The organism is Nonlabens sp. SY33080 (assembly GCF_011784885.1).
Taxonomy (GTDB): Bacteria; Bacteroidota; Bacteroidia; order Flavobacteriales; family Flavobacteriaceae; genus Nonlabens; species Nonlabens tegetincola.
The window spans coordinates 2,100,732-2,123,337 of record NZ_CP050461.1 but is presented as its reverse complement, the minus strand read 5'-3'; the positions used below and the strand labels follow the sequence as shown (position 1 = coordinate 2,123,337).

The 22,606-nt window shown below is 35.1% G+C and carries 20 protein-coding genes; 2 read left to right on the top strand and 18 right to left on the bottom strand.

Annotated elements, in window-relative coordinates:
- Positions 1–43: 43 nt before the first annotated feature.
- Positions 44–3,133 (bottom strand): hypothetical protein, encoded by a 3,090-nt coding sequence (locus HCN53_RS09525; RefSeq protein WP_167342805.1) that lies wholly within the window; start codon positions 3,131–3,133, stop codon positions 44–46.
- 159 nt (positions 3,134–3,292) lie between these two features.
- Between HCN53_RS09525 and HCN53_RS09520 the strand changes: the two genes are divergently transcribed.
- Positions 3,293–4,126, top strand: a complete 834-nt coding sequence (locus HCN53_RS09520; protein ID WP_167342804.1) for a dolichyl-phosphate beta-glucosyltransferase — start codon at positions 3,293–3,295, stop codon at positions 4,124–4,126.
- 76 nt (positions 4,127–4,202) lie between these two features.
- On the opposite strand, the gene HCN53_RS09515 is transcribed toward HCN53_RS09520, so the two are convergent.
- From HCN53_RS09515 to HCN53_RS09445, 15 genes are all read right to left on the bottom strand, one after another.
- Positions 4,203–4,769: a hypothetical protein gene (locus tag HCN53_RS09515; protein WP_167342803.1), complete on the bottom strand. Its 567-nt coding sequence runs from the start codon at positions 4,767–4,769 to the stop codon at positions 4,203–4,205.
- Entirely contained in the window at positions 4,756–5,253 is a 498-nt protein-coding gene (locus tag HCN53_RS09510; protein WP_167342802.1) for an RNA polymerase sigma factor, read from the bottom strand. Before HCN53_RS09510 ends, HCN53_RS09515 begins: the two co-directional genes overlap by 14 nt.
- The gene (locus tag HCN53_RS09505; protein ID WP_167342801.1) at positions 5,250–6,086 is read right to left on the bottom strand and encodes an alpha/beta fold hydrolase; all 837 of its coding nucleotides are present in this window, start codon (positions 6,084–6,086) and stop codon (positions 5,250–5,252) included. Before HCN53_RS09505 ends, HCN53_RS09510 begins: the two co-directional genes overlap by 4 nt.
- Before the next feature lie 168 nt (positions 6,087–6,254).
- Positions 6,255–6,974, bottom strand: coding sequence for an SH3 domain-containing protein (locus HCN53_RS09500; protein ID WP_167342800.1), 720 nt, complete (start codon positions 6,972–6,974; stop codon positions 6,255–6,257).
- Positions 6,975–7,004: 30 nt separating this feature from the next.
- Positions 7,005–7,541: a hypothetical protein gene (locus HCN53_RS09495; protein ID WP_167342799.1), complete on the bottom strand. Its 537-nt coding sequence runs from the start codon at positions 7,539–7,541 to the stop codon at positions 7,005–7,007.
- A gap of 39 nt (positions 7,542–7,580) precedes the next feature.
- Complete coding sequence (locus tag HCN53_RS09490) at positions 7,581–9,092, bottom strand: T9SS type A sorting domain-containing protein (protein ID WP_167342798.1); 1,512 nt, start codon at positions 9,090–9,092, stop codon at positions 7,581–7,583.
- A gap of 89 nt (positions 9,093–9,181) precedes the next feature.
- Complete coding sequence (gene atpG / locus HCN53_RS09485; protein ID WP_167342797.1) at positions 9,182–10,057, bottom strand: ATP synthase F1 subunit gamma; 876 nt, start codon at positions 10,055–10,057, stop codon at positions 9,182–9,184.
- 70 nt (positions 10,058–10,127) lie between these two features.
- Positions 10,128–11,702 carry a F0F1 ATP synthase subunit alpha gene (atpA, locus tag HCN53_RS09480; protein WP_042276664.1) on the bottom strand — a complete coding sequence of 525 codons (1,575 nt, stop codon included), beginning with the start codon at positions 11,700–11,702 and terminating at the stop codon, positions 10,128–10,130.
- Positions 11,703–11,805: 103 nt separating this feature from the next.
- Positions 11,806–12,339: an ATP synthase F1 subunit delta gene (gene atpH, locus HCN53_RS09475; RefSeq protein ID WP_167342796.1), complete on the bottom strand. Its 534-nt coding sequence runs from the start codon at positions 12,337–12,339 to the stop codon at positions 11,806–11,808.
- Between the two features lie 5 nt (positions 12,340–12,344).
- Entirely contained in the window at positions 12,345–12,842 is a 498-nt protein-coding gene (locus HCN53_RS09470) for a F0F1 ATP synthase subunit B (RefSeq protein WP_042276668.1), read from the bottom strand.
- A 90-nt stretch (positions 12,843–12,932) separates the two neighbouring features.
- Positions 12,933–13,121 carry an ATP synthase F0 subunit C gene (gene atpE, locus HCN53_RS09465; RefSeq protein ID WP_041495483.1) on the bottom strand — a complete coding sequence of 63 codons (189 nt, stop codon included), beginning with the start codon at positions 13,119–13,121 and terminating at the stop codon, positions 12,933–12,935.
- 17 nt (positions 13,122–13,138) lie between these two features.
- Positions 13,139–14,344 carry a F0F1 ATP synthase subunit A gene (gene atpB, locus HCN53_RS09460; protein ID WP_167342795.1) on the bottom strand — a complete coding sequence of 402 codons (1,206 nt, stop codon included), beginning with the start codon at positions 14,342–14,344 and terminating at the stop codon, positions 13,139–13,141.
- A gap of 124 nt (positions 14,345–14,468) precedes the next feature.
- Positions 14,469–14,834, bottom strand: coding sequence for a DUF6168 family protein (locus tag HCN53_RS09455; RefSeq protein WP_167342794.1), 366 nt, complete (start codon positions 14,832–14,834; stop codon positions 14,469–14,471).
- On the bottom strand, positions 14,834–15,238 hold the full coding sequence (locus tag HCN53_RS09450; protein ID WP_042276675.1) for a polymer-forming cytoskeletal protein: 405 nt from the start codon (positions 15,236–15,238) through the stop codon (positions 14,834–14,836). Before HCN53_RS09450 ends, HCN53_RS09455 begins: the two co-directional genes overlap by 1 nt.
- A gap of 17 nt (positions 15,239–15,255) precedes the next feature.
- On the bottom strand, positions 15,256–17,874 hold the full coding sequence (locus tag HCN53_RS09445) for a tetratricopeptide repeat protein (RefSeq protein WP_167342793.1): 2,619 nt from the start codon (positions 17,872–17,874) through the stop codon (positions 15,256–15,258).
- A gap of 245 nt (positions 17,875–18,119) precedes the next feature.
- Between HCN53_RS09445 and HCN53_RS09440 the strand changes: the two genes are divergently transcribed.
- A complete protein-coding gene (locus tag HCN53_RS09440) occupies positions 18,120–21,599 on the top strand; it encodes a TraB/GumN family protein (protein ID WP_167342792.1) in 3,480 nt (1,159 codons plus the stop codon).
- On the opposite strand, the gene HCN53_RS09435 is transcribed toward HCN53_RS09440, so the two are convergent.
- Positions 21,596–21,826, bottom strand: coding sequence for a hypothetical protein (locus tag HCN53_RS09435; protein WP_157546967.1), 231 nt, complete (start codon positions 21,824–21,826; stop codon positions 21,596–21,598). The genes HCN53_RS09440 and HCN53_RS09435 overlap by 4 nt on opposite strands.
- 2 nt (positions 21,827–21,828) lie before the next feature.
- The gene (locus tag HCN53_RS09430) at positions 21,829–22,551 is read right to left on the bottom strand and encodes an ABC transporter ATP-binding protein (RefSeq protein WP_105017828.1); all 723 of its coding nucleotides are present in this window, start codon (positions 22,549–22,551) and stop codon (positions 21,829–21,831) included.
- Positions 22,552–22,606: the final 55 nt, after the last annotated feature.

Here is a 22,606-nt window from a genome sequence, read left to right as displayed (position 1 = left end):
AAAGTCACTATTATAATCAGGATATGTGAGTTTCTTAAAATCATTAATTAGGATTACCTATATAACTGTTCAACTCTATTTTAATATATAGGATTTCACTATTGCTTGTAGGTATTAATTCATGTTCAACTTTGTCATCATAACCAGTATGGTAATTAGGATTGGGTAATCCATTCACATAGCAATTTGACATGTTTGAATTGATGGTTTTTAATTCTTTGAGATCAGTAAGTTTAATTTCAAAATTTGACTTGCGCTGCGGTCTTATCGCATCAGTAATAAAATGATGTTCTACCCAAACTAGATTTGAATGTTGATCATAATAGGATAATAGTAGTTGAGGTACTGTTACTTGTTGATTGCCCGCATTGAATAAGGAGCCTGACAATTTATCTCCCTTTATATGAAGCTCATTAATAGTTAATGCTTTATACAAATCAGTTATCGCTACATTACCAGCAGCTTGAAGATTAAAAACCTGCGGTTCACTTTCAAAATTAATAGGTGTATAATGGTCTGGATCAAATCCTGACGGAATACTGTCTTTGGTATTTTGCCAGGCAATACCTTCAAACTTGATTTTGAAACTACTGATCTCTTTTGGTAACAGTTTGTGTTTTAAATCGTATTGAGCATTATAACTAGCTAGCTCTTTATTGCTGTTATCATAAATAGTACCATTTATAACAACATCTGCAGGAACATTATCTATATTTTGTACCTCACCAAGTAAATAATACTGTCCTTCATTTTTAACAAGTTTGCTATTGAGTAGTTGAAGTTCTGGTTGTTTAAGTACGTCCTCGTGAAACGTTTTTTCTACCGTTGCCTTGCGCCTTCCTTGATTATAAAAATCTGTTTGATTAACACTTATAAATTGATCTGGAGGAAGGTCTGGATCTTTTTCCTGTAATTGAATGTACCAATTGCCATCACGTTTTACTGTAGAAATAATCATGGTTTTTTCTAATTTCTTCAATGGAGTGATCCATTTTGTAAAGACTTGAACTATAGCTGTGCTATCAGTAGATGATACAATTTGAGTGTCTATTTCGTCTAGCTTACCATAAGAACTTAATAATCCGTCAGATACTGAAACCTCTAGCATATATTGATCAAGGGAAAGTTCACTTTTTACGTCAATATAGCTATGTGCCTTTTTAAATTCCTTGAAATCAAGAGCGTCATAATAAGCTATACTTACATTCTCTGGACTATGGTGGGCATCATTTTTAATGTATAATAAATACAGACCAATAATTGAGATGATTACTAAAATTATTGACCATATATGTAGTAGTACAATTAAACTCCAAGGTATGTTTTTGATTGTAAAAGGTACTTTTAAATAATCCGGTAATCTGACCTCTTTATATTTCAACAATCTTAATAAAAGCAAGTGAAAATTGAGCACAAATGCAATAAGCACTGTCAATATAGGCATGATTCCCCAAAGCAATTTTTGCCATTGTGCGACATCTTGAAAAGGTAAAATTTTTGGTAATGGAGCAACATTAAGTTTTTCCCAAACCATAATTCCGTTTTCCAGTTGTTGTAATCTTTGCCATCCACTGAAATATAGCATTGGATCATAAAATTTATCATTAGAAAAAATGTATTTCAAATGATACTTTTCTGGAGCGGTTAAAAATTGTTGTAAAGAGCCTAAACCTTCTACACCTTTAAACTTTGAATTTTCTAATCGTTCTATGGGTCTTGTTGTCAACTCTGGTAATCTGCGAGCAGAATGATAATTACCATCAACCGTTAGTGCATTTGTTTGAGCAGATAGCCATGCCATTTGATCTCCAAATCCTAATGTTAAATACCTCCATTCATGGTGTTGATCTTGATCAAGAAAGTTGACTATGGGTAGCATTTTAATTTTAGGCGGCTGCGACGGCCTAAAGTTTCCTAGAGTTATTGTAAAAATGCTGAAAAAAATGATTAAACCAGCTAATACACCACCGCTCAATCTATGATAAACGGCACCTAATTTACTTTGGATCAACTCTTTTAAATCACCATTTATAAATCTATAGGCAAACTCACCCAACATAGGCAACGACATTATGGAAGCCCATAACGTAAATCTATCTAAGGTAAGAATATTAAAGGCGTTTTCTCCCAATATCGTTCTTGGTATAGGAGTAGTTCCTCCTGTTCCTAATATGGTAAGTAAAGTAATAGACAAACCAAAAAACAAATAGCGCTTACTATAATACCTATAGAATATATAAGGTAGAATTAACAGAAGAATACCCCATGGAATTAAAAAGAAAACAAGTCCTGAAGAAGTGATTTCTATAAAATTATCTCGTGATCCATGTGGTATAGGAACCTGTGTTATTGGATTATTTTTAGTGTTAATCCAATATGGTAAAATACAACCTATTATAATTACTAAAGAACAAGCTCCAAATACTACTATCCTTTTAAACAATTTAAAAAAGCTAACTAGGAATACCTTAAAAGTGATTTGTCTGTACGTAGAAACACGATCTCTTGAATGGTCCATAATGACCATTCCGATTAATGGAAAAATAAAAAATACCATCCCAAAAATCGGTGTGACATGATGTGAGGTAACGGTAACCGCGATTAAGGATAAGCTCGTTATTAAATATTTGATTTTACCATTTTTCAACCATAAATAAATTTCTGGTAGGGCATGCATAAGTACCGATATTCCAACTATACTAGGCAATTGACCGAATATGTGTAGTGTTTCGACAAATGAAGAAGAAAAAACAGCTAGGAGCGCGGCGTAACCTGCACAATTTCTGTTTGAAGTAAGTAATAGGGTGAATCGATAAACACCGGTAATAAATAAGATAACTCCTACTATAGCAATAGTAAACATACCAAACTTCAATCCACCAATATTACTTAACAAGGCTATAGATTGATGCACCAATGGTGGATAACTCATTACTGTAAAACCAGTATACCACTTAAAGTTCCACGGTTCAAACCAATTACTAGCGTAGTGTTCTGCAAAAAACAAATGAATAAGAGCATCATAGGTAGTTTCCAGAGTATAAAATATCGTAGAACCATGAAACAATAGCCCTACGAATAAAGCTACTATCAATATTTTATTGGTCTTTTTAGATGATTTCAATGGTTGCATTTTATACATGCTAAAGATATAACAAGGAATTTATCCAACCATCGGCATTTATCCTCGCTCGACTGCCACTCGTCTATAGTTAAATGACAACCAGCGAATTTCAACGAAATTAGGTGTCTTACACCGATAATTTTGGGTCGTAATTAAAGCTCAAATATTATGAAAACTGGAATTATCATACCGTGTTACAATGAAGAAAAAAGACTAGATGTTCAAGCCTTTATTGAATTTATTCAAGCTCATGAAAACTATCATTTATGCTTTGTAAATGATGGAAGTAAAGATAACACTCTAGAGGTTTTGAATAGTATTCGTAAAAACAGCCCTCAACGAGTAAGTGTTGTTGATGTTAAAAAGAACGCTGGAAAAGCAGCTGCAGTTCGTTCAGGTGCTAGATACTTATACAACAGAGAGGATATTGACTATATAGGTTTCATTGATGCAGATTTATCTACCGACTTTAAAGACTTTAAAAAGTTGGTAGATACGTTGCATAATAATGATGAGCTTACAATGGTTTACGGTTCCAGAGGTAAAGGAAATGGTACTATCGAGCGTAACCCGTTGAGATTACTGTTTTCTAAAATCGTGAAAATGTTCATCTTCTTTATTTTAGGTTTATCAATAGAGGACACACAATGCGGAGCCAAAGTGTTTAAAAGAGATATCATTCCTTTAGCCTATCAACAAGCATTCTTGACAAGATGGTTATTTGATGTCGAGATCTTTTTGAGACTTAAGAAATATTATGGAAATCATATCATGAATAAAATGCACGAACAAGCATTAGATAGATGGGTTCACGTTGACGATTCAAAGTTAGGATTAAAGGATGCTTTAAACATACCTCTTCAACTTACTCAAATATTCTACCAGTATAATGTTGTGAATTCGTTTGCTCAGCCACAATTCGCTGTAAATTCAGGCTTCAATGTTAATACAGCAACCTTAATAGAAATGCCAGTAAATACTCCACAAGTAATTGCCGCGTAATTCTATTGAACCACAGTTAATATTAAAAACTTGTTTTATTAGTTTGTAAACTAAAAACATTTATAAAGAATTAATATTAGAACTCTTTTAAATCTCTTTGAAGCGTTTTCAACATTTGCTTTTCTTTTTTAATCTGGTAAGCGATAAATACAATCATTGCAATCGCAATAGGAATGCTTGAAATCCAGGTATATTGAAACCAAAAATCACTTAAATACTTTTTAAAAGTAGGAATAAGCATAACAAATCCTGCCCAGTACAGTGTAAGTAGTACCGGTGTCCATACCTGGTGGATTTGTAATCTCAATTGATGTCGGTCCCGATTCAATTGAGTGTACTCTTGAGCGCTCAATGTTAAATGAATAGGCTTAAATTGTCTAGAAGATTTAAGCTCTAACGCAATACGTACTGAAATAACACCTATCATAAGTAAAAGTCCTGAAGTAAATAAAGGCTCGTTTGATGTGGCTGTATAAACAAAATACGCCACTAAAGTTAGAGCTGTGATACTAAGTACAGCAATGGTGATGAGTTGACCTCGTTTTATTTGTGCTAGCGTGTTTGTTGCTTTTGTGGTAATATTTGAATCAGGCTGGGATTTTTGATCCGGCCAGGTTTTAGTTATCTCTTCAAATGTTTTCATGATTGACACATTTAGTAAGTTGTTGTTTAATTCTATTAATTCTAGTGCGCACAGCATTGTGATTAATTCCTACGATAGCTGCAATTTCCTGCTGTGGCACTTCTTCTAATTTTAATAAAAGAATGGATTTATTGACCTTATTCAACTTGTTCATGCATGCGTAAAGCGTTGCATATTGAAGTTCCTTATCTACTGCAGTTTCTACTGTTTGTTCTATCTTATTATCTAAACTCTCTGTTAGTTTATTTTTATTATCTCGTAAAAACTGCAAGCAGGTATTTACTGCAATACGGTACAACCAAGTAGAACGTTTTGCTGTTCCTTTGAAAGAGCTCCAGTGTTGCCAGACTTTCATAAAAACCTCTTGTTGTAAGTCCGTAGCTAGTGGTTGATTTCCTTTTACGTAACCTAAACAGAGTCGGTGAACCTTGTCTACATTATTGTGATAAAGTTGTTCAAATGCTCTTTGCTGGTCGGTTATCATAAGTCTAAAATAGCGTGTAATTTCTCATTCAACCAATCTGGAGCATCGTACATGATAAAATGCTTAGAATCTGCCTTAATGTGAAAATCATAATTCTTTAGATTGCTGTACTGTTTTTTATAAGTTTGGGTTGCCGCATCAACTCCATAAGGTAATCCTGCTGCAATAATAGTCACAGGAACTGTTATTTGTTTGAGTAAAGGACGTACGTCTAGCTTTAAATAATCGGTATATCCATGAACATAGGTTTTACGATCACACTTAGTGATGGATTCGGCAATAAGGTTTTGATGTTCTGGTGAGCCAGCCATTCCTTGGGCCATCATCACTGCCATTTGACTAAACTGTTGATCACTCATAGCGAGCATTTGATTGTTATAAGGGCTGTCATAAATAAGTGTACTAGGGTCCACGCCAGGGAACATGAGCGCTGCGGTGCCAGGCAATCCATCAATAACCACTACTTGTTTGATGTTCAGGTTTTCTTGAGCGGCTAACCAAGTGGCAATAGTACCACCCATGCTATGACCTACAACCGTCCATTCTTCAGTGTTGTTGTGAGCTATGTAGGATTTAATTTCCTTTAAAACACTAGGTAACCACAACGAGTCAACAGCTTGAATCTGACCAAATCCAGCATAATCTACTAAGTGTAATTCGTTATGGTCTATGAATTCGGTTACTACAGAATCCCAAACTGAATGATTACTTGCAAACCCAGGCAAAAGTAGAACAGGTTTTCCAGAGCCTTTTACGGTGGTTTTGATAGCGTTTTGGGCATAGCTGTGAGAAAAAATAAATAATGCTATAGCGAAAAGAATAATGCGTTTCATAATGATGTTTTTAATTGTTATTCACCCTTATGATGCAACTTCTTTAAAATGTTACATGGTTATTTTGAAAATTTATGTTTTAGATACTCCGCTTTCGCGAAAGCGTACTAAAATTAAAGTAAATGAATAATGTTTTTGTTATTAAGCCTGTATACAAATCCATAAACTCTATAACCTATTCAAAAGATTTTTATACTTAACTAACTCCTTTTTGGAAATAGAATTTGTTACAGTTAAAGCTGAATAATTAGATAAGCCGAAAAGTATATGATCAACGATTTGCTTTCTATGCTCAACTGCTTGTATACGCATAACCGATTTATACACCATGTTTGGATTGTGTATAAAACACATTGCGATGGCATCGCTAGTTAACTCGTTAGCGGAACTTGAGTCTGCAATCATGGTTTGTATAAATAAATGAAGAAGCTCTATGTCTTTAGTGTTCTTAAAGTATTCAGGTATAAATTCTAAAACATAATTATATCTAGAGTCGCTGTAAAAAGCGGCTTTTTGAAATGATTCCTTAATGAGAATTTGGTTTTTTGTTGCTAAAGATTTGTTTGCCTTTTCTCGAAGGTCTTTATAGTTTTTAAGAGTCTTTTCGATAAGGTCCTTTTGATATTGTTCACTAAGTTCTTCAACCGGTTGTATGCGGCTTTTATGAACAAATCCTGATATGTTTTTGTTTTTCCAGGTTTGTACATAAAACCAATTTATTGTGTCCGTTGCATAGAACTCAAAGAAGTCTCCATTATAAAGTGTGTCTTTTACTTTCGTTTGTAATTCAGCTGATTCTCGGACAAGAGTATAACCATCTACATCTTTGATAATTCCTATATGGCTTTGAGCACTGGTGTTATAAAAAACCGAAAATGCGATCCACAAAATACAGCTGAATATCTTAATTATTACTTGCTAGTTAATTCTATCCAAACCATTCATTAAGTGCTTTTTTATATACGTCACTTGTTTATAAATTCCAACAAATAGTAACAGCAAGAAAAACACATATAATCCAATTAATGCCAATACCAAATAAACAAATGTGTCATCAATTTCGAAATTTACAGCGCAATAAACTAGGAGCAGCAAAAAGAATGTAGAAATGGCATAAAAAGAAACTCTAATTTTTCGAGTTCTGTGGTAAGACACTTGTACAATTGACTTATAGTCATGGACAGGTTCAATTCTACCCAATGCAAACACATAATCTCCTATGGAATTCTTTTTAAAAACAGATGATTTTGGCCTCAACGTAAATTCCCTACCATAATAGCCGTGAATAAAACCCGTAAAGGGTTGATGAGTGGTAAACATCTTCTTAAAACTTTCATTTTGTGAACACAAGGAATTAATGTGGTCGCTTATCGTTTTATCTGATAGATCAAAACTACTTTTCCTATTTATAGGAGAACCAGTAAATAATAGTAAAAAGAGTTCTTTGAACAACATTTATCGCAGTTAATTAATATCATTCTATTTTTTAAGAACTTATTCTATTATAATTTTTTTAGATTTAGTTCCCGTATTCAAAACGGCTTGTAGAATGTAAACTCCGGTTGACAAATTTGTAGTTGTAATTCTAGGATCAAATGATTCGTAAACAAGTTTTCCTGACATTTCAAACAATCGTAACTCTTTAAACGTAGTATCATTGTCAAATGTAAGATATAATTCATCTCCATCATTATCTACTATCACATCAAAGCTCGTAGTGTTTTCGGCTGAACTTTTAAATTTGAAAACTCTAGCATAGCCATTTTCGCTTGAATTTGAACTTGAATTGCGAGATGGCGATCCAATCGCTACAGTCAAGCCATCTGAAGATAAGCTTGTACTCCACCCGTTAAAATCATTAGAGAATTTACCGTAAATATTATTACCCACTTGAACCCAATTATCATTCTCAAAACGATATAGTTTTACTAGTCCTGCACGAAAAGCAACATCTTGATTGAAACTTTCATCAATAACCAAAAAATTTCCATTTTCAGATAAGTTTACACTACCACCGTTTCCAGATTCAGAATGGCTTCCATTAATACTTTGACCCATTTGAATCCATTCATTCATAGTTTTCCTGAAAACCCTAGTTTGACCCGTGCTTTCTCCATTAACAGTAGCGGTTCGTGCTCCTACTGCCAATATATTACCGTCTGAAGACAATGAAACACTTGTTCCAAAGTAGTCTCCTGGATAGTTCCCTTTAATTTCTTCGCCATAAGGAACCCAAATATTGTTTATATAGTGAAAAACCCTGACGTGTCCAGATGCGCTTCCAGCCGCATCATTTAATTCGCTGCCTATAGCGATGATATTTCCATCTGAGGATAAACTTAGACTTACACCTGACTGATCAAATGCTTGTGCTCCAACAATTCTTTCACCCATATTCCTCCAAACATTAGATTCAATTTTATAAACAGTCACATGCCCAGAACTAGTGCCATTATAATTACTATATGGGGCTCCAATCGCAACGATAGTTCCGTCATCATTAAGTTCTAGTGACCAACCACTTAAAAACCCTCTATTTTCACCGTAAATAGTATTTCCATACTGAACCCAACTATTTTGAATATATTTAAAAACCCTTACGGCTCCAGCATTAAAAATAAACTGACGGAGGCCATGGCTACTTATTGCTAAGGTAGTACCATCTGAAGAAAGAGAAAGATTAGTACCGCTTAATTCGTTTGGAAACTCACCGTAAATAGTCTGCCCCATTTGAATCCAATTTCCAGATTTGTTTTCAAAAATTCTTACCATTCCAGAGACATCTCCATTATCACTATTTCCAGGAGATCCAACAGCAATAATCTTTCCATTAGAAGATAAACTAACAGCACTTCCACAAGATTCACTATAACTCAGTCCAACGATATCCTCACCTACTTGTATTTGTGCAAAACTAAGTTTAAAGGTGAAAAACAAACATAGGCTGAACGTAAGCAACAATCTTTTAAATCCCATAGGCATAAAGATAAGGTTTCTTAAACTCATGCACGTATTTGGACTATTTAAGCCTTAATAAAATGAAACCGCTCCCAAATTGGGAGCGGTCCTAAGTTGTATTATGAAAGAAAAACTTACTAGTTATTCAATGCCTCTGCACCACCAACGATTTCAAGAATCTCATTAGTAATAGCCGCTTGTCTAGCTTTGTTATAAGTTAATTTCAACTGATCTCTAAGTTCAGTAGCGTTATCTGTAGCTTTGTGCATTGCAGTCATACGTGCACCATGCTCACTTGCCCATGAATCACGTACTGCTTTATAAAGCTGTGTTTTTAGTGATTTAGGTATAAGTTCCTCAATGATTTCTTCTTTAGAAGGCTCAAAGATGTAATCCATCTCTTTTTGAGCAGCGATAGCTTCTTCGTCTTTGGCTACTGGTGCAAGTGGTAAGAAATCTTCAGTTCTTACTATTTGTGTTGCCGCATTTTTAAAGCTGTTATAAACTAGGATGATTTTATCAAAGTCTCCGTTCTTGAACAACTCCATCAATTCTTCTGCAATTGCAGCGACATTTTCAAAAGAAATGTTGTCAAACAAATCACTTTTGTTAGATTGAACTGTGTCGTTCTTACTTACAAAGTCGTTTGCTTTCTTCCCTATCGTCATGTATGAAACTGCCACACCATTAAGCTCTTCTTGATTCAAACGAACTAACTCTTTTATGATGTTTGAATTAAAAGCACCAGCCAGACCACGATTAGAAGTAATAGCTACTACTAAAGCCTTTTCAACTGGTCGTTGAATAGAATAAGCACTCGCAGAATCACCTTCTAGCGTAGCGCTTAAATTTTGTAGCATTTCAGTAAGTTTATCAGAATAAGGACGCATTGCTGTAATGGCATCTTGGGCCTTTTTAAGCTTTGCTGCACTCACCATCTTCATTGCACTAGTAATTTGCATGGTTGAAGATACCGAGGATATTCTGTTTCTTATTTCTTTTAGGTTTGCCATAGTTTATTAAGAAAAGAGATAAGGAGAAAAGAAACAAGAGAGGTTCTCTTGTTTCTTTTTCTTTATTCTATTAGTAACGTGCTGAAAGATCTTTTGCTACTGCTGTTAATACGTCAATAGCTTCATCAGTTAATTTTCCAGCCTTAAGAGTATCTAGAGTATCTCTATGCTTTGCATTAAGTAATTCTAAATAATCTCTTTCAAATTCTTTTACTTTCTCTACAGGTACATTTCTTAACAAGTTCTTTGAACCAGCATAGATAATTGCAACCTGATCTTCTACCGTATATGGTGAGTTTTGAGCTTGCTTTAAGATCTCTACGTTACGTCTACCCTTTTCAATTACGTTAAGTGTAGCAGCATCAAGATCAGAACCAAACTTAGCAAATGCTTCTAGTTCACGGAACTGTGCTTGGTCAAGCTTAAGAGTACCCGATACTTTTTTCATAGACTTAATCTGTGCACTACCACCTACACGAGATACCGAAATACCTACGTTAATTGCTGGACGCACACCAGAGTTAAATAAATCTGATTCTAAGAAAATCTGACCGTCAGTAATCGAAATTACGTTTGTAGGAATATAAGCAGAAACGTCACCAGCCTGAGTTTCAATAATAGGAAGTGCAGTAAGAGAACCACCACCTTTTACGATAGGCTTAAGACTTTCTGGCAAGTCATTCATATTTTTTGCGATATCATCATCTGCAATAACTTTTGCAGCACGCTCTAATAATCTAGAGTGTAGGTAGAAAACGTCTCCTGGATACGCCTCACGTCCTGGTGGACGACGTAATAAAAGAGATACCTCACGATATGCAACAGCTTGTTTAGATAAATCATCATATACAATAAGAGCAGGACGACCTGTATCACGGAAGTACTCACCTATTGCTGCACCAGCAAATGGAGCATATACCTGCATTGGAGCAGGATCAGAAGCATTTGCAGCAACGATGGTAGTATAAGCTAGGGCACCAGCATCTTCTAGTACCTTAGCAATGTTAGCTACTGTAGAAGCCTTTTGACCAACAGCTACATAAATACAATATACTGGCTCACCAGCATCGTAAAACTCCTTTTGGTTAAGGATTGTATCAATACATACTGTTGATTTACCAGTCTGACGGTCACCAATTACAAGCTCACGCTGTCCACGACCTACAGGAATCATGGCATCAATTGACTTAATACCTGTTTGCATTGGTTCGTTTACAGGTTGACGATAGATAACCCCAGGAGCTTTACGCTCAAGTGGCATTTCATAAAGGTCACCTTCAATAGCACCTTTACCATCTATAGGCTCACCTAGTGTGTTTACCACACGACCTACAATACCTTCACCTACTTTGATAGATGCAATACGTTGTGTTCTTTTTACCGTATCACCTTCTTTGATTTCCTGTGATGGGCCTAAAAGTACCACACCTACGTTATCCTCTTCAAGGTTTAATACGATTCCTTCCATTCCTGTTTCAAAAGAAACAAGTTCTCCATATTGAGCGTTTGAAAGACCATAAACACGTGCGATACCGTCACCTACAGTAAGAACAGTTCCCACTTCATCAAGAGATGCAGTTGCATCAAATCCTGATAATTGTTGCTTAAGTATTGCAGATACTTCTGCTGGATTTACTTCTGCCATGTTATTGTTTTTATTCTATGTTTAAACCTTGCGGTTTTTACTTTTCTATTAAGTTGTAGTAAGTACGCTTTTGCGAAAGCAAACTAACCACAGATATTATTATTTATTGAGCAAACTCTCTTTTTAACGCACTGAATTTGTTTGTAACACTAGCGTTAATTTCCTTATCACCTACTCTTAAAATGAAACCACCTAGTATAGATGAATCTATTTTTTTCTCTAAAGTTACCTCTTTACCAGCAAGTTCGGTTGCCTTAGCAAGTATTTTTGCTTCTAGGTCTGCTGTAATTTCTACGGCAGTCGTGACTGTAGCAATCTCACGCTTGTTCATCTCTTCAAATAAGAAGATGTAACGTGTAGCAACATCGGCAAGGATATCAGCTCTTTTATTGTCCACTATTAGATCAAATGACCCCATAGTTATCGCTCCCGAATCCTTAAAAACTTGACGTAATGCATTACGTTTTTGCTCCATCTTAATTAAAGGACTAGATAGAAACTGGCTGAGCTCCTTATTGTTTGCTAGCGTGGCTAGTATGGTTTTCATGTCATCATTCACAGCAGCCGCCTCGTTCTTCTCAACCGCAAGATTAAGAATAGCTTTTGCGTATCGTGATGCAGCTCTTGATAATTTCATAATTCCTAGATATTAGCTTCAGTAAGCATTTTATCAATTAAAGCTAGTTGCGCATCTTTTTCAGATAATTCTTTACGAGTTACCTTTTCAGCGATATCAACAGAAAGTTCAGCTACTTGTGTTTTAATATCAGCAAGTGCAGCTTTCTTTTCAGCTTCAATAGTTTCTTGTGCTTGTGCGATAATTTTATCAGCTTTTTCTTGAGCTTCAGTGCTTGCCTCGGCAATCATTTTTTCTTTGATCTCACGAGCTTCTTTAAGCATAGTATCTCTTTGAGCACGAGCCTCGGCAGCCGCAGCTTCATTTGAAGCCTCAAGCTTTTTCATTTCAAGCTTTGCATTTTCTGCAGCAGCAAGTGCCTCACTGATTCCTTGCTCACGATCATCTAATGAATTGATGATAGGTTTCCATGCAAATTTCCCTAATAATACTACTAATATGATAAGGATTATCGCTTGCATGATAAACAAGCCTGGAGAAAAGTCGTTTAAAAGAGTTTCCATTTATAGTTATTCTAAAATTTGAGTTTAATTCTAATTTTAAAACACATCCTGTAACCAACCGTTACAGGAATGTGTTCTATTTTTTAATGATTACTTACCTAAGATAAGTGCACCAAATGCAAGTCCTTCAAGAAGTGCACCGATGATGATCATCGCAGTTTGGATTTTTCCAGCTGCTTCAGGTTGACGAGCGATAGCTTCCATCGCTTTTCCACCGATTTGACCAAGACCGATACCACCACCGATAACGATAAGACCAGCTCCAATTAAATTGTACATAACAATTGATTTAAAAATTAAACAAAACGTTCTCTAGTTTCCTCAACCTCACCTTGAGTTAAGATCTCATCCTCATGTTCTTCATCATGATGATGGTCGTGTTCTTCAACGGCCATACCGATGAATAACGAACTTAACATTGTAAAAATGAAGGCCTGTAAGAAAGCCACTAATAATTCTATTACCATAATGAATAACGCTAGAACTAATGAAAGTCCTGTCGAACCTACTGGTCCAAAACTTTCCTTCAAGGTTATCATAAGGGCTATAAGACTCATCACCACAAAGTGACCAGCTGTAATATTTGCAAACAAACGCACTAAAAGTGAGAACGGCTTAATAAGTACGTATCCTACTAATTCTATAACGGCAAGAATCGGTCTAAGTAAAACAGGAACACCTGGCATCCATAAAGTGTGACCCCAAAACTCTTTTGTACCACTAAATAGGTAAATAATTGCAGTGAATATTGCAAGACATGCTGTAACTGCAATTTGACCTGTTACATTAAATCCTATAGGAGTAAGTCCTAATAAATTCAAAATCCAGATGAAGAAAAATACCGTTAATAAGTAAGGCATAAATCTTCTATACTTTTTCTCTCCTATGTTAGGACGAGCGATTTCATCACGCACATAGATTACTAGAGGCTCTAGTACTCTACCAAACCCAGTTGGGATGTTTTTCTTTTTATACTGCTTGGCTAGTCCACCAAACAATAAAAGTAATATCAAACCAGTAACTAAAATTCCAAATACAGATTTTGTGATTGAAAAGTCAAGTACCTTGTGTGCATTAGTCGGGTGATGCTCTTCATCAAAAGCTACAGTAGTAGCTCCATTATCTAACTCATAAATTTTACTATGAAGTTTAGTTAAGGTAACTCTACCTTTTTGAACGAGCACCTTACCATCATCATCATGATGGAATTCAGAAGACATGAAAGTTTTTAAACCTTCACTAGTCCAAACAATTACCGGTAGTGGAAATCCTACATGCTTGCGTTCACCAGCATCGTTTGTATACGAAAACAGGTGAAAATCGTGAGCATCCTTCAAGTGATGCTTAATGTAAACGTTAATTTCTTCTTTAGAATTTACTCTACGGTCATCGGCCTCAGTAGTATGGTTGTCGTGACCATGATCTTCTTGAGCATTAACTGTTCCTGAAAAGACAGTAAAAAGTAAAGCAAAAAAAGCTGTTTTAATATAAGCTCTGTACATGTATTACACCTTAAATAGTTAGGTTCTCAAATTCGGGTGCAAATGTACGACAAAAAACATTTGAAATAACCTTAAAAACTAGGCTATTATTTTATTAATTTTTTAAACCGGTTGTAAACGGTAATTATTTATCATTAAGCCACTTAATTACAATGGCAGATTCAATCATGAGATAAATGAAGTAAGGAACAAGTAAGTGTAACTTATCAACACGAGATAATGACTCTTTTTCTGCTAGCAATTCTGGGAATATTAAAAGTGCTGCTCCTATCTTTACCATTAATATAGCAATGAATACGAATCCTAGTTTTTCACTAGCAATCGTGTGCACGTAGTTTAAGGCAGCAACTGTAAAATATCCTGCTATACCTAAAAACAAATAGATTTTTACTAAACTGATCTCTCCTGCTGGGATAAGAAAAAAGTGCGCAGCATACAGTAAAAGGGTAATTACTGTTATTGCTGCAAGGGACTTTACATAAAAATTCATCAGGCAGTTTTACCTTTTTTACTTGAGTCATTAATGTTTTTAACACCAGATTGCATGCTACAAGTAGCGTTGAACTCTGCACCTGGTTCTACAGCTAGTTTACCTGTTGTCACTTCACCATCGATACGAGCAGTTGCTTTGAGCGTTAAAAGATTATCCACTACTAATTTTCCTTTAATGGTTCCCTCAACGTCGGCATTTTGACAATGCATGGAGCCGTCTATTTTACCTTCTTTCCCTATTACTACTTTGGCTGTAGTTTCCAACGAACCTATAATTGTACCATCTATTCTAAAGCCACCTGTACTTTTAATATCTCCTTCAATAACAGTTCCTTGTCCTATACGGTTTTGAGATTTTCCTGACTCCATAGTTCCTTTACCTGATTTTTTATCGCTAAACATTTTCTTTAAGGGGTTATTTACTTCATTTCGGCTGTGTACTTATCCAATGATTTATACACTTGAATGATTTTATAGTTTTCTGTTGCTATTGCAATATAAGGTCTTGAAATATTATAACCATTTTCTGGTTTCTGTAGTAATTCACCCAATCCTTTGGCTCCTAATTTAGTATTGAAACCGTGAATTACTAACAGTTTTTCGTTTTCATTGTACACGTCGGTTGAGTAGGTGAATGAGTATTCCGCTTTCGCGAAAGCGTCATCAAGAGCAGCAGTCAGGTTATCAATTGCAGATTGCTCACTTTTATTAAACCTATAAACCAGTTTAAAATCTGTAAGCCCATCTTCTGGCAGGTAAACTTCTGGTATTTTGAGAGATTCTGCTTTTTTTACTAAATCCTGTGCGCTTTTACCTATCTCACTGTTTGGATAATTAAGTGCTACATAATCTATTCCTCGCTTATAAGCTTGAAAACCGTATAATCTACCTGATGCAAATGCTTTAAGTAGTTCTAATCTAGGTACAATTTCATCTCCATTGAATATTTTGACATATTCTGGAACAAGAGCTATTACTTGATCGTACTGCTCAGCCTCATACATTTTATACAGTCTATTATAAACCGCAAGCGGTGTTTCACTATTATCTAATTTTGATTCTGGATTACGCAATAACTCGGCATATCTAGAATCTGGATACTCAGAGATTATTTTGTTTTTATAGAGGTTGGCCTTTTGTGCATTTGGTGTTTTACTGTCTTCCTTATAAATAAGGTATAGGTTGTAAAGGGCAGGTAATTCTAGTTTTTCTACTGGTTCAAAATCCAGAAGTCTAGTGAATCGATCAATAGCCAGATCGTTTCTTTTAAATTTCTCCTTATAGATTACACCTAACTGATAGTAGGCAAAGTCTCTAGAGTCGGCAATGCTGTCTAACACAAATCTGCCTTTTGGTAGTTGTTCAATATAAAAGGAGGTTGTAAACTCTGGTCGTAATTCCTCTTCTTCATTTACAATTTCATCTTCTATCTCACCATCCAGGGTAGATTTTTTGTTTTTACGTCGCCAGTTATCCTCTAATTTGCGTTTACCCCATTTTGATCTAAAATCTTGTTTACCACGAGCAACAGTTTGCGTGTTGTAAAAGTAGAAAGATGAGTTACCTAAAGAAGGTCCTGTAGGTCCTGGTGGTGTTGCTCCACCAAAGGTTGGTCCTATATTACCTCTTCTAGAAGTTTTGTTATTTTGAATTTTGGAAAAGGCCGTTTGCTGTTGTGCTTCTTTTGCTGCGGCAACTTCGGCAGCTCGAGCTTCTCTTTCTTCTTGTGCTTTTAAACTATCAATATATACTTGATAATATTGTTCTTGTTCTTGTGGAGACATTGCTAGTACTTTAAAAATACTATCGGCACTACTACGCCATCCTTCATAAACTATAACGCCTTCTAAATTGTCTCGCTTTTTACGTACCAATCTATGTTCTGGCGTGCGTTCCTTATATTGCGCTACTGCGCTATCATAGTATTTCCCAGCATTGACATATTCTGCCTGATCAAAACTAATTTTTGCAAGTGCACTGTAGTTATTACCTCTTAGATATTTATCAGTACCACCTTTGGCTCTTAGCGATTTATTAAAGTATTCTTTAGCAAGATTTAAACTGTCCTTGTCATGAAAGTAAATAGCCTTACGAGAATAAATAGCATCTAACCACGGTCTATTTTCTCTGTTTTCCTCAAGATCGGTGATGGTTTCAATAAGCTCGGTATCACTATCAACGGCCGGATCGTACAGTTTTATTTTTTCTATAAAAGCATTTATATAATAACGTCTAGGTATTTTACGATGCCATTCAATAAGTTGATCGTAATGTGCAAAAGCACTGTCGCGTTGACCCGATTTTGCAAATAATTGCCCTGCAATAAAATTATACCTTGCTTGTGTCTCTCTATTTTTAGTTTGTTGAGCTGCTTTATTCATGTAGACTAACGCGCTATCAACTTCTTCTAAGTTTAAAAAAGCTTGTGCAAAAATGGCATTTGCCAGTGCTAGATCTTCTTGTTCAAACTTTTCCTCGTCCTGAGAAAGTAATTTTCTCAAGTTCTTAATTGCGATTTCATTATTATCTAATCGCATATTTGTTTTTTCTCGCCAGATTTTTGCTCTATTGAGCTCATCACTTTCTGGCATGAACTGTAAAATGTAATTAAATGCTTCAAGGGCAGGAACAAATCGCTGGTCATAATAGCGAGCTTTTCCTAAAAGCATGTATGCCTCATCGATTTGAGGATTATATTCTACCTCATTGATAAGCATGCTGTGTTTTTGTACAGCTTTAACCGCTTTTTCTTCAGCTCGTTCAAAATTGGGATCTAGCGCTCGCTGTCCTGGTAAAAAAACCTCGTCCTTAACGGACATTCTTTCAACTGGTAGAACTTCCCAGTAGTTGTCTTTATAATTTTGCTCTAGTTGATCCAGTCCTGCTTGTAAAGCAAGGTCGCCGTTATACAATACATTGTATTCTGTTCCTACGGCATGTAGGTTGCGACTTATAAAGGAGTTTTTCTTACGACTACATCCTACAAGTCCTGAAACGACTACAAGTATTAATAAAAACTGTGATAAATATTTATTCAAAAGAGCTCTTTTTAAGTCTACCTTACATAACTACAAAGCCTTATAGTTATTGTAATAAGTCGGTAAAAATAAGAAAACTGTAGACGTCTATCCTAATCTAAAGAATCAACCAGTAAGTATTCTTTACGGTTATAATACTATTAGTCCTAGTTTGTCCAACTAACTCAATCATATTGGTCATTAACTAAATACCTTTTTTATTTCATCCTTTTGTACCTATTTTTAAACGATAATTAAATGATTGCATGAAAAACTATTTATGGATAGGTGCTTGTTTGTGGTGCCTACTAATGACTGCTCAACAAGAAGAGAACAGCTTGTTATGGAAAATTACCGGTAATGGTCTAGAAAAACCATCCTACTTATACGGAACCATGCACGTGAGCAAAAAGGTGGCTTTTAGACTGGACGATGTTTTTTATAAAGCTCTAAATGAAAGTGATGCTATTGCCCTAGAATCAGATCCAACCTTCTGGATGGGTGAGTATTATGAAGAGGAAAAAAATGATCCTAAGAATCTTACTCGTGGTGGATATGATGATGATTTTTATGAAGGCATGTTTAAACTAGGTCATCCCGAACCTCAACTAGTAAGATACAGTTTAAGATTAGGTGACGAGGCTTTAAACGGTTTTCTTTATAGGAAATCAAATGGCGGCGATAATTTTGAAGAGGAAACCTACCTGGATTTATTTATTTATCAAGCTGGTAAAAAGAATAATAAGCCCATTATAAGTCTTGAGGATTTTAAAGAATCTCAATATTTAACTACCGTAGCAGGAAATAGCGAGCCAAAGAAAGAGGTCGATAAATGGTTACAAGAACGTTTAGAAAATAAAAATCGATATACCTTAATGGAAGATGTTTATCGCGATAGAAACATCTCATTACTAGACAGCATAGGGCAAGCAACCGATACCGAATACTATAGGGAATATATGCTTTACAAGCGTAATCAAAATATGGTTGATGAGCTTATAAAATCCATGGGTGACAAAAGCATTTTTGCAGGTGTTGGAGCAGCACATCTACCTGGGGAAAAAGGGATGATTCACTTACTTGAAAAGGAAGGTTATACGGTCGTACCCTATACGAGTGAACAAACTGAATACGCAAGTGCACAAAAAGAATTACTGGACGATACGTTTGTGGCTCCTACGCTTTCGCGAAAGCGTACCGATGACGACTTTATTTCCATTGAAAGTTTTGATGAATTAAGAGGTTTTTCTGCTAGTAATCAAACTTTTATAATGGTACCAGAAATGACAAATGGTGCTTATTTAATGATGTATCGTATAAATACATTCCCTTATTTACCAATTACTCCAGAGGAAACAGAAGAAATTAATCTGGAGTATATAGAGAATTTTCTTTACGAGGATATTCCAGGTGAAATTGTAAGTAAGGAAAAAATAACCAGTCCCTATCCTGGTTTTGATATCTTGAATAAAACCAAAAAAGGTGATTATCAACGATACCGTATTTATGAAACACCATTGGAACTACTGATTATAAAATTAGGTGGTAAACAAGGCTATGTTAAACAATATGGCGATTCGATTTTTAATACGTTAGAAATTAAACAGGTAACTACTGGAATGGAAGAGTTTAATTCTCCTAATAAAGGTTTTAAAGTAATGTTTCCTAAGTACCGTACTGCTACAAACGTTTCCTTAGCTGGTAAAAAATTACTGCAAGGTAAGAGTGATAGTATTACTTATTTTCTACAGGAAACTGTTGTTAATAGTACTAACTATATTGAAGACGATAAATTTGAAGCACAGTTCATTGTCGAGGAATTTGCACAAAATCAGAAACTTCAATTAAAAGACGGTTATTTATCAAAAAACCCTTACCAATCATACACTGCCCTAGCACAAGACACAATTAATAACACCGCTATGTACTTGCATAGTGTTATGCGTAATAATAAATACTATCTTCTAGGAGCAACTACAACTGATAAAAAAACTGCTGATGCGTATTTCAATTCGCTTGAATTCGATACTCCAAAGTATGAAAAGTTTGAAACCGTTGTTGACACCGCATTGTATTTCACTGTAAAAAGTCCAGTGGACGCACCTTATAGAAAAAGTAATTCTTATGACAGACCAAAGGCACATGAAAGTCTAGAAAAATCTACCACTTACTATACTCCCGCAAACGAGTTTATCAGAGTAAAAATGGGAAAATTTCATGATCTTCAAATGTATAAGGATGCACAAGAAATGTGGGAAGATTATAACAATGACCTAGCTGATAATTATAGTTTTGAGGAGTTAGGTGCTACTCTTAAAGATAGTATAACTTCACAAAACAATGACTTATACACCTATTCTAGGACTTATACAGATAGTTCAAGTGCCAAGATTTTAAAGTACAAGAATTTATATTACAAAGGACGTATTTATGAAATAAAGACAGTGTATGATACTATCCAAGAACCTTCTGAATTCATATCAAATTTCTTTGAAACTTTCACTCCAAAAGATACTTTACTAGGTAAAGATGTGTTTGTGGATAAGGTTGATATTTTCTTTAATGCAGTTAAAAATAGAGATACACTAGCTTTTGTTTCAAACGAATTACTAAGATTTAATAAGAAACACATTGACCAACTCATTGAATGGATACCAACCGTAAAAGCCGATGAGAAGAATTTCAAAAGTGAACGTAATGATGCTATAAAACAATTAATGGCGTTACAAGAAGAAGATGATAGAGTGTTACCATTTATTGAATATTTGTATGAACTCTCTTATGACCAACCTGATGTACAAAGCCTTATCCTGAACGAACTCATGCGAACTGATACTCGCAAAGGTCAAAAAATATTATTGGGCCTTTTAGAAAAAGATCTACCATTGAGTACCAGTTATCAGGACAACTTTTTAAGAAGGAATGATCGCAACCTTGTTCTAAGAAAAGAACTATTCCCTGAACTGTTTAAATACGCATCTATCTCAGAATATAAGGAGCCTGTTTATGAATTGCTAGCTAAACTGAAAGATAGCGGCCTTATGAAAGTAAAGCAGTATAAGCGATATAGAGATCAAATAATCACCGACGGGAAGATTGATATTAAACGTAATTTAAGTGCTAGTAGTTCCTATGGTTCTACCAGTAATCTTCTTCCCTATGCAAAACTTATATTTCCATTTAGAGAGGAGCGCAATGCTAAGATTTTCTTTGAGAAATTAATAAAAAGTAAAAACGATAAGGTTTTGTCTTATTATTACCTAGAGCTGCTCAAAAACAATGAATCAATACCAGCTGAGCTGGATGAATACAAAAATACCGATGCCGACTTTGAAGCAGTAATCATAAGAAAAGGAGCACGATATGGAGTAAAACCTTATAACAACCTAAATGATCAAGAAATAGCAAGAGCTACTTTATTAGGTCGAATTAACATTGAAAAGAAAAAGGATTCCATGTTCTTCCTTAAAAAGGAAATTATTAAAACTGATCTAGATGAGGAAGTAAGTGTGTACTTTTTCAAGTTGATAAAAGAAAACACCTACAAAGACAAGGAGTATGTCATGTACGCGGCCTACTTGCCTGAAAATGATCGTGAGTATAAAACAGAAACCTATGATGAATCCTCAAGTAATGGTATTTCTATAACACCTACTCGAGATGAAGAGGATATTATTAAAAAGGTTACTAAAAAATTAAAGCACCTTACACGTGGTCGTGTACCTAGAATAGGTGGTAGGTATTAAAACCACCACACATCTTTTTTAAAAATCCATTTTAAACCGTAGCGCTTTCCACTTTGGTATTGCGCTACGTGTGGTTTTGGTGCCACCACTACTGCTACAATTATGGGTAACATCGTAGTAAAAACAGATGTCTTATTAGTAATTGCCTTGGTTATAAAAAAAGTTCCCATAAATAAAACAAGAAAACTAATTGAATACACTAAATACGTTTTTATCTTAGGGCTCATAATTATTCTTCTTCTTGATAATTTTCAGATATTCCTTTAAAATATGACTCTAATTCGTGGAATGTACCAGCCGTTTTTACAATGTCCTTTACCACCTTACCTTTTTCAAGTAAAACGACACGTTGTGCTACCTCAGTAACGTGTATTAAATCATGACTAGACACTAGCACAGTGACCTCAGGATCGTTGGCTAGATCCTTGATGATATTCTTTAAACGTATTTGAGTACTTGGATCAAGATTTGCAAACGGTTCATCTAGAATGATAACTTTAGGGTTGCCTATAAGAGAAGCAACAATCCCTACTTTTTTCTGGTTTCCTTTAGAAAGATCTCTTAAATATTTTTTCTGGCCGATAGCTTCGCCATTAAAAAAGTCCATGTATTTGGCCATCACAGCATCTACATCGGCTTTATTTAATCCTCGTAGCTCACCTATAAAATAAAAGTACTCTTCGGGAGTAAGATATCCGATAAGAAAACTCTCATCAACAAAAGCGCTTGTAAAAGGTTTCCACTCTTCACTCTTATCCACGCGTACGCCATTTGATTCAATGTGTCCGCTATTTGCCTGGATCAAGTCTAGTAATAATGAAAATAATGTCGTTTTTCCTGCGCCATTGTTTCCAACCAGTCCTATTGCTTGACCTTGTGGAATTTCTAAGTGTTCTATATCCAGAACTGAAACTCCATTATATTGTTTTGAAAGATTTTGAATACTTATCATGATGTGTAAATATTATTGGTTTTTTAGGGTTTCGCTTTCGCGAAAGCGGACTATT

Coding starts and splice junctions, on each gene's coding strand:
- HCN53_RS09505 (WP_167342801.1), bottom strand. CDS start 6,086: ATGAAACGCATTATTCTTTTCGCTATAGCATTATTTATTTTTTCTCAC.
- HCN53_RS09470 (WP_042276668.1), bottom strand. CDS start 12,842: ATGGAAACTCTTTTAAACGACTTTTCTCCAGGCTTGTTTATCATGCAA.
- HCN53_RS09520 (WP_167342804.1), top strand. CDS start 3,293: ATGAAAACTGGAATTATCATACCGTGTTACAATGAAGAAAAAAGACTA.
- HCN53_RS09450 (WP_042276675.1), bottom strand. CDS start 15,238: ATGTTTAGCGATAAAAAATCAGGTAAAGGAACTATGGAGTCAGGAAAA.
- atpB (WP_167342795.1), bottom strand. CDS start 14,344: ATGTACAGAGCTTATATTAAAACAGCTTTTTTTGCTTTACTTTTTACT.
- HCN53_RS09440 (WP_167342792.1), top strand. CDS start 18,120: ATGAAAAACTATTTATGGATAGGTGCTTGTTTGTGGTGCCTACTAATG.
- atpH (WP_167342796.1), bottom strand. CDS start 12,339: ATGAAATTATCAAGAGCTGCATCACGATACGCAAAAGCTATTCTTAAT.
- HCN53_RS09430 (WP_105017828.1), bottom strand. CDS start 22,551: ATGATAAGTATTCAAAATCTTTCAAAACAATATAATGGAGTTTCAGTT.
- HCN53_RS09510 (WP_167342802.1), bottom strand. CDS start 5,253: ATGATAACCGACCAGCAAAGAGCATTTGAACAACTTTATCACAATAAT.
- HCN53_RS09525 (WP_167342805.1), bottom strand. CDS start 3,133: ATGCAACCATTGAAATCATCTAAAAAGACCAATAAAATATTGATAGTA.
- HCN53_RS09455 (WP_167342794.1), bottom strand. CDS start 14,834: ATGAATTTTTATGTAAAGTCCCTTGCAGCAATAACAGTAATTACCCTT.
- atpG (WP_167342797.1), bottom strand. CDS start 10,057: ATGGCAAACCTAAAAGAAATAAGAAACAGAATATCCTCGGTATCTTCA.
- HCN53_RS09495 (WP_167342799.1), bottom strand. CDS start 7,541: ATGTTGTTCAAAGAACTCTTTTTACTATTATTTACTGGTTCTCCTATA.
- HCN53_RS09435 (WP_157546967.1), bottom strand. CDS start 21,826: ATGAGCCCTAAGATAAAAACGTATTTAGTGTATTCAATTAGTTTTCTT.
- atpA (WP_042276664.1), bottom strand. CDS start 11,702: ATGGCAGAAGTAAATCCAGCAGAAGTATCTGCAATACTTAAGCAACAA.
- atpE (WP_041495483.1), bottom strand. CDS start 13,121: ATGTACAATTTAATTGGAGCTGGTCTTATCGTTATCGGTGGTGGTATC.
- HCN53_RS09515 (WP_167342803.1), bottom strand. CDS start 4,769: ATGAAAACATTTGAAGAGATAACTAAAACCTGGCCGGATCAAAAATCC.
- HCN53_RS09490 (WP_167342798.1), bottom strand. CDS start 9,092: ATGAGTTTAAGAAACCTTATCTTTATGCCTATGGGATTTAAAAGATTG.